Annotated in this window: 16 protein-coding genes; all 16 read left to right on the plus strand. The window is 37.8% G+C overall.

Features of this window, described 5'->3' with window-relative positions; all coding sequences use genetic code 11:
• Positions 1 to 76: 76 nt before the first annotated feature.
• Entirely contained in the window at positions 77 to 619 is a 543-nt protein-coding gene (locus tag MWU82_RS15585; protein ID WP_247097080.1) for a hypothetical protein, read from the plus strand.
• A gap of 14 nt (positions 620 to 633) precedes the next feature.
• Complete coding sequence (locus tag MWU82_RS15590; protein ID WP_247097081.1) at positions 634 to 1170, plus strand: GNAT family N-acetyltransferase; 537 nt, start codon at positions 634 to 636, stop codon at positions 1168 to 1170.
• A gap of 157 nt (positions 1171 to 1327) precedes the next feature.
• A complete protein-coding gene (locus MWU82_RS15595) occupies positions 1328 to 1861 on the plus strand; it encodes a GNAT family protein (protein WP_247097082.1) in 534 nt (177 codons plus the stop codon).
• A 142-nt stretch (positions 1862 to 2003) separates the two neighbouring features.
• A complete protein-coding gene (locus MWU82_RS15600; RefSeq protein ID WP_247097083.1) occupies positions 2004 to 2432 on the plus strand; it encodes a hypothetical protein in 429 nt (142 codons plus the stop codon).
• Between the two features lie 532 nt (positions 2433 to 2964).
• Positions 2965 to 4377 carry an amidohydrolase family protein gene (locus MWU82_RS15605; RefSeq protein ID WP_247097084.1) on the plus strand — a complete coding sequence of 471 codons (1413 nt, stop codon included), beginning with the start codon at positions 2965 to 2967 and terminating at the stop codon, positions 4375 to 4377.
• A gap of 81 nt (positions 4378 to 4458) precedes the next feature.
• The gene (gene yiaK, locus MWU82_RS15610) at positions 4459 to 5466 is read left to right on the plus strand and encodes a 3-dehydro-L-gulonate 2-dehydrogenase (RefSeq protein WP_247097085.1); all 1008 of its coding nucleotides are present in this window, start codon (positions 4459 to 4461) and stop codon (positions 5464 to 5466) included.
• Between the two features lie 31 nt (positions 5467 to 5497).
• Positions 5498 to 6205, plus strand: coding sequence for a class I SAM-dependent methyltransferase (locus MWU82_RS15615; protein WP_247097086.1), 708 nt, complete (start codon positions 5498 to 5500; stop codon positions 6203 to 6205).
• A 122-nt stretch (positions 6206 to 6327) separates the two neighbouring features.
• Positions 6328 to 7425, plus strand: coding sequence for a hypothetical protein (locus MWU82_RS15620; RefSeq protein WP_247097087.1), 1098 nt, complete (start codon positions 6328 to 6330; stop codon positions 7423 to 7425).
• A 105-nt stretch (positions 7426 to 7530) separates the two neighbouring features.
• On the plus strand, positions 7531 to 8295 hold the full coding sequence (locus tag MWU82_RS15625) for a helix-turn-helix domain-containing protein (protein WP_247097088.1): 765 nt from the start codon (positions 7531 to 7533) through the stop codon (positions 8293 to 8295).
• 141 nt (positions 8296 to 8436) lie between these two features.
• The gene (locus MWU82_RS15630; protein ID WP_247097089.1) at positions 8437 to 8844 is read left to right on the plus strand and encodes a DUF1398 family protein; all 408 of its coding nucleotides are present in this window, start codon (positions 8437 to 8439) and stop codon (positions 8842 to 8844) included.
• A 760-nt stretch (positions 8845 to 9604) separates the two neighbouring features.
• A complete protein-coding gene (locus MWU82_RS15635; protein WP_247097090.1) occupies positions 9605 to 10063 on the plus strand; it encodes a hypothetical protein in 459 nt (152 codons plus the stop codon).
• A 36-nt stretch (positions 10064 to 10099) separates the two neighbouring features.
• On the plus strand, positions 10100 to 10465 hold the full coding sequence (locus MWU82_RS15640; RefSeq protein WP_247097091.1) for a DUF2200 domain-containing protein: 366 nt from the start codon (positions 10100 to 10102) through the stop codon (positions 10463 to 10465).
• Positions 10466 to 10841: 376 nt separating this feature from the next.
• The gene (locus tag MWU82_RS15645; RefSeq protein WP_247097092.1) at positions 10842 to 11444 is read left to right on the plus strand and encodes a hypothetical protein; all 603 of its coding nucleotides are present in this window, start codon (positions 10842 to 10844) and stop codon (positions 11442 to 11444) included.
• Between the two features lie 137 nt (positions 11445 to 11581).
• Positions 11582 to 12046, plus strand: coding sequence for a DUF4019 domain-containing protein (locus MWU82_RS15650; protein WP_215949006.1), 465 nt, complete (start codon positions 11582 to 11584; stop codon positions 12044 to 12046).
• 94 nt (positions 12047 to 12140) lie between these two features.
• Positions 12141 to 12470 carry a hypothetical protein gene (locus MWU82_RS15655; protein ID WP_247097093.1) on the plus strand — a complete coding sequence of 110 codons (330 nt, stop codon included), beginning with the start codon at positions 12141 to 12143 and terminating at the stop codon, positions 12468 to 12470.
• Positions 12467 to 14071, plus strand: coding sequence for a sulfatase (locus MWU82_RS15660; protein ID WP_247097094.1), 1605 nt, complete (start codon positions 12467 to 12469; stop codon positions 14069 to 14071). Before MWU82_RS15655 ends, MWU82_RS15660 begins: the two co-directional genes overlap by 4 nt.
• Positions 14072 to 14331 lie beyond the last annotated feature (260 nt).

Consider the following 14331-nt stretch of genomic DNA (forward strand, 5'->3'; position numbering starts at 1 on the left):
ACGTTTTTTTAAAGAATATTACGAATAGACAAATCAAAAATTTTGAATAAAAAAATCAAATTCACACCCTCTTAAAATGACAAAATTACTTATTCTATTTACAGTAATCATTAGTATAGGTTGTAAAGAAAAACATTCAGAATCAATAGTTGGAACACAATTTAAAGACTACGGGAGTTTAAACCAATTAGCCAATTTTGAAAAGGTATCCGATACTACTTTTTTTAATGATGAAATTGAACCTAAATTCAAATTACTACATTTAAAAAACAAAAACAGAGACCTTGTAATCTATTCCAGGATCCAATATGATTCTAATAATAACAGGATATACAAAGTATTGGATACCTTATCATTTTTAACTTCTGATAATAGTGAAAAACTAACAATTGGTTATTGTGAAATTGACTTAAAAAATAATAACAAGGGTAACATAATTGCATTAATTGAAAAAACCGATGATGAAAATATGTTTATCAAAAAAATAAAGGAGGCATGGGTTGCCAACCCCGATTCTGAACGAATTGAAAAATTAAAAAACATTGATATAGTGGATTGTTTCAATGATTCATACAACGGAAACGAAACTAAAATCAATTATGATCTTATAAATAATTAAAGAACGAACATAAAATGAAAAGTACATTTCCAATTCTAGAATCTGAAAGGGTAACCTTAAGACAATTTGTTGATTCGGATTTGGAAAATGTTTTTAAAGGGCTTTCACACCCCGATATTATTAAGTACTACGGAATTAGTTTTAATAGTATGGAAGCAACAAAAGAACAAATGGCCTGGTATGCCGACCTGGAAAAAAATGAAACTGGAATTTGGTGGGCTATTTGCTCAAAAGAGGATGGCAGATTTCTTGGAGAAGGAGGATTAAACGCCATAAACAAAGAAAATAGAAAGGCAGAAATTGGTTTTTGGTTGATGCCAGAAAATTGGGGAAAAGGACTTATGACCGAAGTAATGCCCCTAATTTTTAATCACGCATTCACTAGTATAGGATTACATAGAATTGAAGGTTTTGTGGAGACTAAAAATGTGAATTGTAAAAAAGCTCTTGCTAAACTGAAATTCAATTGGGAAGGAACTATGCAAGACTGTGAAATTAAAAATGGAGAATTTATTAGTTTAGATATTTACTCAAAATTAGTTGACAAATGAAACGTCTTGCAACAGGGTGTTTGAAACATTCTCCATAACAGTTAAAGCGAAAGTCTGTGCACATTTGCAATGACCAGTAAACGGAATAATGCGCAATAACAAAATGTTGATGCAGAAATCCTATTCCCGTTTCATACACTAACCATTGGCCATAATTATGAATAAAATTCATCTCCAAACAATAGCGGAAAAAGAGGCGAAAGAATTATTTAGCCTGATAAACAGAAATAAGGAAAGATTAGCTAGATATTTTCCCCTTACCTTAAAAAAGAACGAAAATATTGATTCGACTATCAATTATTTAAAGGAGTTAACGCAAAAAACAAAAAAGAAGGAAATTTATGCCTTGGGAATTTATTCCCAACAAGTTTTGATAGGTATGATGTTTGTTAAAAATATCGATTGGCGGGTTCCAAAATGTGAATTAGGTTATTTTATAGACAAGGCATATGAAGGAAAAGGAATAATGTCCATAGCCATTGATGAAACCATTAAATATTGTTTTGAAAATCTGAAAATGGAAAAAATATTTTTAAGAATTGGAACTGAAAATGTTGGTAGTAAACGCCTAGCCGAAAAAAAAGGATTTGAATTGGAAGGAATATTGCGCAGAGAATTTAGATTGGAGACCAAGGAATTAGTCGATGTAGAATATTATGGGAAATTAAAGACTCCTACCAAGAATTCATAACCGCTTCTTGACCTAAAATTAGCAATTTAAAACCTGTAACGCATGGTTCTAGGAGACTGTTGTACTTAATTGCCAAAATAGATTGTATTAAATCTGAATTGGATTTGAAAATATTGTATTAAGTCACATCTTTGCGCCTCTTATGAAGAAAACCATCCTATTTATTTTAGCATTATCCGGAATATTCGCCAGCGCACAGGAACTGGATTGCACAGACTTTACAAATGGCACCTTTTTGGTCCACACAAGCGGGGCCGCCCCAGTAACATGGAGATTGGTCAGGGAAGGGAATTACCAAACGGAATATAAGGTAGAAATTCCGGGAAACGAGCAGGGTTCGACGGCTCCTAAAATTGAACATTCCAAAATTGAATGGATAAATAACTGTACTTTTCGCCTAACCTATGACGAATCCAAATCAGAACTTACAGTGGCCCAAAAATATATTAATCAAATTAATGGTATTTTGATGGAAGTAATAAAAATAGAGGGGAATTGTTTCACCTATAAATCTACCATGACCGTTAATGGTAAGGATGTGGTAAATCAAGGTAAAATGTACAAACAATAATATCCGTTCCAAAATACCTTGAAATATATACCAAGATGTTGGACTATATAAGGTATTGGATTATGGGAAAAGCCAATAAAACCTTATCCAAATGGTTTAATTGGTTTCATATAGGTTTTACTTTTGGAGGAACTTTTATTGTACTTGTTTTATCTCTGTTTTAGAGATAATATTATGGAATATGACTTTAACAATAGCCTTATCTTAATAGTATTCAAAACAATCTTAGGTCAAATTATTTTCCCCATCAATATCATCTACGGATTACTGAATAAGAAAGATAGAACCAATAGCTAGTACAGATCTTAATTTAGTCCTCCCCTATTCCTAAGAAAAAATTTCCTGCTTTTTGTCCGGCACTATTCCTATCCTGTATAATCCTCCTAGACCTATAATCCTAACAGGCCTGAATTTCTAGATTCAATTGGGCAGGTTCGATATGTATTTACTAAATTAGTTACCAAAACATCGATATTAATTTTACACCAGCATTTTAGCGCCTATTGGATAAATGAAACTATTAAAACGCCTTTTGAAAATTTTCCTTGGGATTGTTGGTATGGTGATTATAGCTGCCATCATTGCATTGGGGCTGGACATATTGGGGACGAGTTATTTGAAAATCAAGAATGTGCCGGCTTCCAATAACACAACCTATCTTATAACCAATGTAAACATAATTCCAATGTTCCAAGATACTGTCTTGGCCAATAAAATGGTGTATATCCAAGATGGTATCATTAAAAGTATCTCCGAAAGTCTACCCAACAAAGAAGTAGAGATTGTTGATGCCCAAGGTAAATTTCTACTCCCCGGACTCATAGATATGCATGTGCACGTATGGGATAAATACGAACTTGGACTGTACCTTGCCAATGGTGTCACTGCGGTTAGAAATGTATGGGGTATACCAATGCATTTAAGGATCAAGGAAGATGTAAACAATGATAAAATACTTTCCCCCTACTTTTACACAACGGGGCCTAAGCTCACAGGCCCGGAATTTATAGGTGACGATAATTTAAATTTAACCAGTCCCAGTGAAGCCAAAGATAAAGTGATTTCATATAAGGACAGAGGCTATGATTTTATTAAAACCTATTATGGATTGGATAGGGATATATTTGATGCTGTTGTAAAACAGGCTGGCATTTCCAAAATGGATATCGTTGCCCATCCTTCACAAAAAGTGCCCTTTTCATATCACTTAAATCCACAGATCAAATCTATTGAACACGCCGAAGAAATTGTGCAACAACCATTGCAGTTCAATTTAGACACCATTAAACTACAACCTATAATCGATTCAATTTCCAATTCAAAGCATAGCAGTTATTGCCCAACGCTAACGGTGTTCAACAATATTTATCAGATGATGATAAACGATTCCATTTTAGAGGCGGAACCTTTATCCTATATGAATCCACTCATCAAAAAAGTAGACAGTAAAAATCAGTTTAACCGCTGGCACAATGCCAAGATGGAAGATTCCAATGTGGTGGATAGAATAAAAAATCAACACGATTTCCATTTGGAAATCGTTGCCGAACTCCACAAGGCCGGGGTTCCAATTATATGTGGAACCGATGCAGGAATAGGAGTTACACTGCCTGGATTTTCAATTCATAAAGAACTTGCATTTTACAAGGAGGCAGGACTTTCCAATTACGAAGTTTTGAAAACGGCCACGGTAAATGCTGCTCAAACACATTCCATTATGCACCAACTGGGAACTATTGAAGTAGATAAAGTTGCCAATTTGCTTCTTGTAGATCATAACCCGTTAATAGAATTATCCACATTGAAAAACCCTTCAACCATTTTTATTAAGGGAAGGCAAATAAATAGAAAGACCCTCCTTTCCTTTAAAGAAAAGGCCAAGAATCGGAAAAATTTAATAGCCTCAGCACTGAGGTACTTGGAAAATTTGCTCATTGAAAAATAGATTATCGCACATAATTAACCTATAATCACAGCAATCGGAAGGATTGTTGTTTACTATCAACCATAAAACAAATAAAAAACCATGCAAATTAACTCCCAACATATGCAGGATGTACTCTACAAACTGTTCCTAAAATATAAGTTTCCCCAAGAAAAGGCACACTTACTGGCCCAAACCTATACTGAAAGTACCTTGGCCGGTGTAAATTCACACGGAATAAACCGTGTACCCCTTTTTTTGGAATATGTGGAAAACGGTTCCGTTAAGATTGATGCCGAGGCTGAAAAAGTGGAGTCCTTTGGCAGTATAGAACGATGGGACGGGAATTATGGCCCTGGTATCATCAATGCTACCAAGTGTACCAATCGGGCCGTGGAACTGGCCAAAACACATGGCATGGGCCTTGTAGCATTGCGCAACACCAATCATTGGATGCGCGGCGGCACCTATGGAAAGTTGGCAGCGGATGCAGGTTGCATTTCCATCCTATTCACCAATACACAGCCCAATATGCCGCCTTGGGGCGGTAAGGACAGCCGAATTGGCAACAATCCGTTCATTGTATCCATTCCAAGGAAGGGCGGAAATGTGGTATTGGATATGGCCATTTCCCAATTCGCTTTTGGGAAGATCAACGACTATAAACTAAGGGGCAAAAAACTACCCTTCCCTGGGGGCTGGGGTGCCAATGACGAACTGTCCAACGATCCCGAGAAAATTACGGTAAAGGAACGCGGTCTGCCCATTGGTTATTGGAAAGGTTCTGCCCTATCCATAATTTTGGATATGTTGGCCACCCTTTTGTCCGCCGGTAATTCTACATATAAGGTAGGGCAAAAAGATTTTGAAACCGGGATATCCCAGGTGTACCTATGCATTTACCAAGAAGTTTTTAACGACAAGGCATTGCAGGAAAAACTATTAAACGAAATTATTGACTATACCCATGACGTGGAACCCATGCAGGCCGGAGACAAAATTTATTATCCTGGGGAAAGGAGTGCCCTTACCAGGGAAGAAAATCTAAAGAACGGGATGCCCGTTAGCGATAGTGTTTGGGAAAAGATTATGGCCCTGGCCGAATCATAAAAAAGAAGAACTTATATATACTTTACAAGTAATGAAAAAATCAACCATAACGGAGATCAGGGAACGTTTCGACAAGGATGTGGAGCGTTTCTCCAATTTGGACACTGGGCAACTTACCACCATCGACGCAAAAATTTCCTTGGAGCTCATTACCGAAGCAGCCAAAAGAATTGCCCCCAATGCCGAGCAATTATTGGACATTGGATGTGGCGCGGGAAACTATTCCCTAAAAATGCTCTCCAAACTTCCCAACCTGGAATGTACCTTGGTAGACCTTAGTAGTCCCATGTTGGACAAGGCCTTAGAAAGGGTATCTGAACAGACCAATAAAAAGGTGCATATAGTAAAGGGAGATGTCAGGGAGGTACCTTTAAAGCAAAACCATTTCGATATTATTTTGGCAGGGGCCGTACTGCACCATTTAAGGGACGACCAAGATTGGGAAAACACCTTTAAAAAAATATATGGCCTGCTAAAGCCAGGAGGCTGTTTTATGATTTCGGACCTGATTACCCAGGACAGCGAAATATTAAATGAATATACCTGGGAAAGATATGGGGACTATTTGGAGGAATTGGGCGGAAAGGACTACAGGAAAAAAGTGTTGGATTATGTGGACAAAGAGGATTCTCCAAGATCTATGAACTATCAGATGGACCTTATCAAAAAGTTAGGCTTTAGCAAGGTGGAGATATTGCATAAGAATATGTGTTTTGGGGCTTTTGGAGGAATAAAATAAGGATTCTATCCATTTAAGGGCATAATACATCCATTTTACGTTGATCCGCATTCATAATCGTGCCAATACATGCAATAATATTGTGCGGGAAGTTGTAAATTAATTGTCAAAAATTAAAGGGAATGACTTCAAACCTAAAACTCCGATGTTCCTACCTATTCCTTTTTTCAATGCTCGGAAGTGTGTCCTGTGGGTCATCTTCAACTAAAACCATTGAAATTAGGGGTATCTACGGGAACCCCAAACCCCTATGGGACAAAGGGTATAAACTAAACGACCTTGGGGTAAATGCCATATTTGTCCACAGCGGATCCATTAACGAGGACATGATAGACAGGGCAAGGGCCGAAGGGGCCAGGGTATATGCCGAATTCGCCACTTTGAACGGCAAAGGTTACGTGGATACCCATCCTGAGGCCTGGGCCATAAATGAAAAAGGAGAAAGGGTTGCGGCCGCCACCTGGTTTATGGGTGCCTGCCCTACCGAACCAGGTTTCAGAAAATATCGTTTTGACCAGCTGCGCGACTTGCTACTAGAGTATGATCTGGATGGGGTGTGGATGGACTATGTACACTGGCATGCCCAATTTGAAGACCCGGAACCCATTTTGCCTGAAACTTGCTTTTGCAAGCATTGTTTAAATAGTTTTTCAAAGGATAGCAATATCCGTTTGCCAGATGCCACAAATGCTGAAAAGGCAGAATACATTCTTAACAACCATGATTCGGCATGGCGAAAATGGCGTTGCCAGGTTATTTACGATTGGACTTCCAATATTAAGAGCATTATGGCCGAAATTAAACCCAGAGCCCTACTTGGCCTTTATCATTGTCCGTGGAACGACGAAGAATTTAATGGCGCCAGAGAACGTATTCTGGGTTTGGATTATGATCTTTTGAAAAAAACCGTGGATGTTTTTTCGCCTATGGTCTACCACCAAAGAATGGGCAGAGACCCCAATTGGGTGGAGGAGAACATTGAATGGTTTAGTAAAAAGATAGATGCTGAAGATAATGCCTACCCAAAAATATGGCCCATTGTCCAGGCCTACAATGAGCCGGGCATAGTTACCAATGAAGCCTTTGAAACGGTATTGCGTGGCGGACTAGCTGGTAAGTCGACCGGAGTAATGATGTTTACCACCCATGCCATAGCAGAGGATGAAGGTAAAACGGAAGTGATGAAAAAGGTATATTCTGAGCAAAAGGACAGACAATGAAATAGAATTGATGTAAAAGGTATTAATTCTATTTATAAAAACGGAATATAGGTACTTTTAACTATACTCAATTGTTGGTAACAAGCACACTAACCATAGCGAGAAATGCAGTTCTATAAATATTTTCCGAATGAAAGTTTAAGGCCCTACATCAAATATCTTGTTGTATCGGAGAATGAAATGGAAAGTGAATATAAAGTTTTTCCACCATCAGGTTTGGTAATGGGATTTCAATACAAAGGACAGCTTGCTATCGTAAAGGGAAATATAGAGAACAAACTCAATTCATCGGGAATAACAGGGATTTCCGATAGGTATAGAATCTTTAAAAACTCTGCAGGTATCGGAACAATTTTAGTATATTTTACCGAAATTGGATTCACCCATTTCACTTCCCTTCCTGCTAACGAACTGTATAATCTAAGTCTTTCACTTGACGATATTTTTGATAAAAACAATATATCCGAAGTGGAAGAAAAATTAACTTTAGCCACAACCGAAGAGCAACGAATCAATGTCGTTGAACAGTTTTTGTTATCACAACTTAAAGACATTGAAACGGACAAATTGATTGCCGAAGCTATTAAACTCATTTATCAGAGCAACGGCACAGTCAGAATAAAAGAACTAAACCAGAAATTATTTATCAGCCAAAGTCCTTTTGAAAAGCGTTTTAGAAAAGTTGTAGGGTCAAGCCCTAAAAAATTCGCTTCAATTGTACGTTTTAACAGGATACTTGACAGTCTTAACACAAGAAATTCGCTGACAGAAATCTGCTACGACAACAATTTCTTTGACCAAGCCCATTTCATTAAAAATTTCAAACAGTTTACTGGAGAAACCCTTGAAAATTTTAAACGCTTCCTATAACAAAACGATTTTTTACAATTACACTTGTTTTGGATGTTGAACCTTTGCATAGTAATCATAATTGTAAAACAGTGAGATAGTACATAATCATTTAACTGTTTTAAACATTATGGTTTCGTGAATCCATCAAATCGTTTAACTATGAAAAATCAACAAAGAACATTTAGGGCAGATGAAATAAAAAAAGCACACAGCAAAGTAAAATCGGGTGCTGACTTTCCAACTTATATTCAAGATCTTAAAAAATTAGGGGTTTCCCATTATGAAACTTTTGTAGCGGATGGGCATACGGATTATTATGGTGTTAATGACTACATAATAAAGTCACCCGCAAAGTACGCTTCCCTAAATATTGCACAAACATCCAATAAGGAAGAATTTCAAACCCAATTAAAAGCGCATCAAGAAGGAAAAACGGATTATCCTACATTTTGCAATGACGCGTCAAAATCAGGAATTGAAAAATGGGTCGTACTTATGGAAGAAATGACCTGTACCTACTTTGACAAGGCCAACAATAGCATTTTAGTAGAGGAGATACCTCATTAAATACAGGCTTCGCCGTTCTCGACACTAAATGGCTATCGCCATTTCACTCGAACTGACGATCGATAAGCTCACTATGGCGTCCAACTTTGAACCCTCCCCTACTTCGATTTCGCACTTTCAATTAACCTTTTTCTGTTATCTCCTCGAGCGCAGTCGAGAGGTATAGGACAATAATAACTTTTATTGAGGTCTCGACTCCGCTCGACCTGACAAACCATGACTCCGCTCGACCGGACAAACCACGATTGTATCTGTTTAGCCCCCGCTGGCGCGAGCATCTTGCTCGTGCCTTAACAGTCCCCATCACTTCGAGCCCGCCTATCGGCAGACAGGACCGCCAGCCAGTCGGGCAGGAGGTTTTATGGAGAGTAATGAAATAAAATTGTATCGAGAAGAAGACAATCTAAACCTAACCTATTCTCCATACAAAATGGCTATAGCCATTTCACTCGAACTGACGATAGAACAGCTGCCCCGCTGGCGTGAGGGTCTCGCCTGCCTGACGGCGAAACAGGCTCGTGCCTTAACAGTCACTTGTTCAGAATTGAAAGCTACTAACATTATTTATTTTACGATTATTATAACTTCATTATCTTTAGAATAACGGTAGTTGCCTAGATATGGTTTTAATACCCCTCTAACATATATTTTACAAGGTTTAACCTTCTTTTCCATAAATGGACAACGCGAGCATGATACATGATATTAATGGCAATTCTTAGTAGGAGCTCAATAAAGAAATTAATAAAAGTGAAGAACAATGAAAGTTAATGCAGTGGTATGCCAAGGTCATGGAGTTGCCTCGGGGAAGGCAAAAGACCCACGCTATCCCGATGGCACCTTAAAAGCCCAATGCGAACATTTTTTGCAAAAAGGCTTGGACCTAAATCAGTACTTTCTGGGAACCATCAATTTGGACATTGCACCGTATATTTTCAAAATAAAAAAACCAAAACATTTTCTTGAGAATGTAAATTGGTCCAAATACATTCCTCCTGAAAATTTTTATTTTTTTGATGTATCTCTTCAATTTAAAGGAAGTATTTATAAGGGGTTGATTTATATGCCAGATCCTACCACCAAAGCAGAACATTTTCAAAACCCGACCATTTTGGAACTTTTGCTTCCAAAAATTGAAGGATTAAAATATGGGGACGTTGTAATGCTAGAGGTTATTGATGAACAAATAGAATTGATAGACACACCATCAACGGATTAAAAGTAAAACAACTGGACCAGCACCAAAGTATTTATCATGAAAACAACACCCGAACACAACGAGCGTATAGCGAAATTAACCTTCGCCTCTGTATATCCTCACTATATCACAAAGGTGGAAAAGAAAGGCAGAACAATAGAGGAATTGCATACAGTGATAGAATGGCTAACAGGATTTGATGAAAATAAATTGAAGGAACTCATAGATGAGAAAGTTACTTTTAAAACCTTCTTCCAGAGGGCTAAATTGAATCCCAACGCCCACCTCATTACGGGTGTAATCTGTGGCTATAGGATAGAGGAAATTGAAAACACACTAACGCAACAAGTACGGTATTTGGACAAGCTGGTGGACGAATTGGCGAAAGGAAGAAAGATGGAAAAAATCCTACGTGCGGGGTAGATATACCATTATGGCATTATAGTTGGCGTGGCTGTCGTCTTGAACGCTCTTGAGAGGTATAGGACAATAAACTTTTTTGAGGTCTCTACTCCGCTCGACCGGACAAACCACGATTGTATCTGTTTAGCCCCCGCTGGTGCGAGCATCTTGCTCGTGCCTTAACCGTCACTTGTTTAGAATAAATGGGGTTACTCATAAATATAGTACGAATATTTTTTTCTCTATATCTTTAGAGCAACCGTAGTTGACTTAGTATAATTTTAATACGCCCTCCGGCATACTTTAGATCGTCATCCCTGATGGCAATGTCGCACAATAGGAAGGCACGAGCAAGATGCTCGCGCCAGCGATGAGAAAAAATACATAGAAAAGACTGGTGCAACGCATAACTGAACAACAAATACAAATTAACAAAACCGTAAATCTAACCTTACTATTACTAATCGGATTCATTTGCTGTAAAAACTCTAGAAAGGAAATTGATAAACTTGAAATTGCTAAGAAGTATTATAAGGCTCTGGATAGTTCTGATGATTTAAAAATAACTCTTTTATTGACCGATAGCCTTGTGACCAAAGAAACCAAATATGACTATGAACAGATATTTTCTTTGAAAGAATATATTGAATGGTTGAAATGGGATGCTGTGTTTGAACCATCATACGAAATCCTTCAAATGGAACAGGAGGATGAAATTGTGAAAGCAAAGATTTCAAAAATCGACAAAAGAATCTCATTTCTTCACCAAGAACCAATTGTCACTAATCAAATTATCCGATTTGATAATGATAAAATCATCAGTATTGAAACAACAGAATATGTTATTTTCAATGATTCAACATTTGTTAAAAACAGAGATGGTATTGTAAGTTGGATTGACGAAAATCATCCTGAATTGAATGGTTTCATACACGACCAAACAGAGACTGGAGGATTAAAATACTTAAAAGCAATTGATCTATATAAAAACAAAAAATAACGTGCTACAAAACCAAATCTTGTGAAAAACACCTATCCATCCCAAAAATCATTACGTCCTTAAAGCAAATTTCATTTAAGTCCATAATATTGCATTAAGGGTATTGAATTGTTAACCCAAAAAAAAATAATATATTCATGAAAAAATCAATGTACAAATACCTAGTCTTTTTAGTTTTTACCGGTCTATTGTCCTGTAAATCCAATTCGAAAAATGAAAAAGTAGTAAATATCCAATCAGAGGCCACCGTTTCCAATGAATTAAAACAAGAAGTAATCCAGGATGCCAAGGGATGGCTGGGATTGATTTATGAGCAAGACTATTCCCAGAGTTGGGATAATGCGGCTTCCCTTTTTCAAAAAGCGGTTACAAAAGAACAATGGACGCAACAATTAAGTGGTATTGTGCCTCCCTTGGGAGAAGTAATCAGCAGGGACGTAATTTCATCGGAATACCATACAACACTACCAGGAGCACCGGATGGGGAATATATAGTTATCCAATTTAAAACCTCCTTTGAAAATAAAAACGAAAGTATAGAGACCGTTACCCAAATGAAGGATGGTGACCAATGGAAGATATCCGGGTACTTTATAAAATAAGCCTCAGCCTATTAGCTGTGAGACTATAAAAATAAAGGCTATTCTTAGTGTAGTTCGTTAAAGTCCACCTTTACCATTAAATCCTATATAGAACATGATCGAAACAATTACGTTAAGGAATAGCCCCAAATTGGATATTAGGCTTCAAAAAGATATGTTTGAAATAGTGGATCAGCTAACTCCAAAGAATAATGGCTCCTATGCATGTGGCAGTTTAAAGTCGGTCCAATTAAACAAGGGCTGGTTACTTTCCCTGCTTAGTTATATTCCATTTTTTTGGACGGTCCCCTTTGAACCGGGATTTAGAAACAGAACGCATCTCAATATTAAATTGGCCGAAAAGACCCTAAGAATATGGTTGGTGGGTTCGGATATGGAGAAAGCGGCCAGTGTAAAGCAGGAATTGAACAATAAAAAAGTATGACATTAAGAATTGTAATTTGTATTACAGTATTATTAAATACAGGCTTGGGGTTTAACGCTTCTGCCCAAGACCGCCCCAATATTCTTTTTGCAATTAGTGATGACCAATCATTTTTCCATACGAGCTATGAGGGGTCGAACTTTGTTAAAACTCCTGCCTTTGATAGGGTTGCCCGTGAGGGGGTATATTTTTCCAACGCTTATGCCGGTTCTCCTGGGTGCGCACCTTCCAGAAGCGCCATTATTACGGGTAGACATCATTGGCAAAATGAACAGGCCGGACAACATGCCTCGGCATGGTTAAAGAAGTATGTTCCCTTTGTGGATCTGCTTGAAAAAAATGGATATGCCACAGGAAGAACCGGAAAAGGAGTTGGTCCTTTTCAATACGCCCGTACAGAAAGGGATTCGCTTTGGCGAAAAAACGATGCTGCCGGAGTTTCACATAGTAATCTTAAATATGAAAAGCAAAACGATGAACGATTTGCCAACGGCATCAACGCAACCAATTACTTTGGGAATTTTAGATATTTTGTAGAGAATATTAAAAAGGAGCAACCATTTTTTTTCTGGTATGGAGGCTATGAACCGCATAGGAGCTACGAAAAAGGATCTTGGAAAAATATGTCCAAAAAATTGGAAGATGTAGAGGTGCCCGAATTCCTTCCTGATAATGAGGAAATACGGGGAGATCTATTGGATTATGCGGTTGAAATTGAGTGGTTTGATCTTCATCTTCAAAGGATGCTCGAATATTTGGAGGAAATTGGGGAATTGGAAAACACTATTGTAATCGTAACTGCCGATAATGGTATGCCCTTTCCGCGTGCCAAGGCCAATAGCTATGAATACGGAGTCCATGTTCCTTTTGCTGTGAGGTACCCAAAGGAATTTCCGGGAAATAGGGTTGTAGAAGATCCCATTGGTTTTATTGATTTGGCACCTACCATTCTTGAAGTAACCAATACTTCCTCCAAAGGAATGCTCCCCATTACCGGGAAAAGTATATTGAATCTTTTGCGATCTAAAGAAAGAGGTGTCGTATCAAAAACGGAAAGAGCAGCATACTCTGGTAGGGAACGACACTCCTCGTCCAGATACTTAAATTGGGGATATCCTCAAAGGTCCGTACGCAAGGGAGATTATCTTTTTATTTGGAACATTAAACCCGAAAGGTGGCCAGCAGGTGCGCCACAAAAGTTTGCAGAAAATGATAGCACACAATTGCTTCCTATGCACGGACTGGATAAAAACAATACCTACCTAAATGGCAGTGCTTATACCGATATTGATGATTGCCCAACAAAAACCTATCTTATAGAGTATCATGAAGAAGTAGAAATTATGCCCTATTTCGATTTAGCCGTTGATAAACGTCCTGAATTTGAACTTTACAATGTGCAGCAAGATCCTTCTTGTTTAAAAAATTTATCGGGAACACCCTCATTGAAAAAGATTGAAGAGGCCTTAAAGACCCAATTATTACGGGAATTGAAAAAATCCAATGACCCCCGTATTGTAGGTCCCGATCACCAAATATTTGATAGCTACAAACGCTATTCTCCATTGAGAAAGTTCCCAAAACCGGATGATGTAAATTGATTGCTGTACCAAGAACCATAAAGGAATAAGAAACTAGACTGCTTCGCTACTAGAAACTAGATACTGGACTTTTTTTTGTCTTGACCTAAATCTCTAGACTCAAGATTCTACGCTACTGTTTACTGCCAACTTATTACTCACCACCCAACACTTCGATTTCGACTTCGCTATTAGATTAGCATTATTAAATTTATAGATGTTTAATCAGATAAAAGTTACTGAACAACCAGAGGAGAAAAGGTGACCTATTTCGACTCACA

The organism is Arenibacter sp. S6351L (assembly GCF_023016025.1).
Lineage (GTDB): Bacteria > Bacteroidota > Bacteroidia > Flavobacteriales > Flavobacteriaceae > Arenibacter > Arenibacter algicola_B.

Bases quoted from the DNA above. Each gene is read 5' to 3' on its own strand.
- MWU82_RS15585 (WP_247097080.1), top strand. From the start codon at position 77: ATGACAAAATTACTTATTCTATTTACAGTAATCATTAGTATAGGTTGT.
- MWU82_RS15590 (WP_247097081.1), top strand. From the start codon at position 634: ATGAAAAGTACATTTCCAATTCTAGAATCTGAAAGGGTAACCTTAAGA.
- MWU82_RS15595 (WP_247097082.1), top strand. From the start codon at position 1,328: ATGAATAAAATTCATCTCCAAACAATAGCGGAAAAAGAGGCGAAAGAA.
- MWU82_RS15600 (WP_247097083.1), top strand. From the start codon at position 2,004: ATGAAGAAAACCATCCTATTTATTTTAGCATTATCCGGAATATTCGCC.
- yiaK (WP_247097085.1), top strand. From the start codon at position 4,459: ATGCAAATTAACTCCCAACATATGCAGGATGTACTCTACAAACTGTTC.
- MWU82_RS15615 (WP_247097086.1), top strand. From the start codon at position 5,498: ATGAAAAAATCAACCATAACGGAGATCAGGGAACGTTTCGACAAGGAT.
- MWU82_RS15620 (WP_247097087.1), top strand. From the start codon at position 6,328: ATGACTTCAAACCTAAAACTCCGATGTTCCTACCTATTCCTTTTTTCA.
- MWU82_RS15625 (WP_247097088.1), top strand. From the start codon at position 7,531: ATGCAGTTCTATAAATATTTTCCGAATGAAAGTTTAAGGCCCTACATC.
- MWU82_RS15630 (WP_247097089.1), top strand. From the start codon at position 8,437: ATGAAAAATCAACAAAGAACATTTAGGGCAGATGAAATAAAAAAAGCA.
- MWU82_RS15635 (WP_247097090.1), top strand. From the start codon at position 9,605: ATGAAAGTTAATGCAGTGGTATGCCAAGGTCATGGAGTTGCCTCGGGG.
- MWU82_RS15640 (WP_247097091.1), top strand. From the start codon at position 10,100: ATGAAAACAACACCCGAACACAACGAGCGTATAGCGAAATTAACCTTC.
- MWU82_RS15650 (WP_215949006.1), top strand. From the start codon at position 11,582: ATGAAAAAATCAATGTACAAATACCTAGTCTTTTTAGTTTTTACCGGT.
- MWU82_RS15655 (WP_247097093.1), top strand. From the start codon at position 12,141: ATGATCGAAACAATTACGTTAAGGAATAGCCCCAAATTGGATATTAGG.
- MWU82_RS15660 (WP_247097094.1), top strand. From the start codon at position 12,467: ATGACATTAAGAATTGTAATTTGTATTACAGTATTATTAAATACAGGC.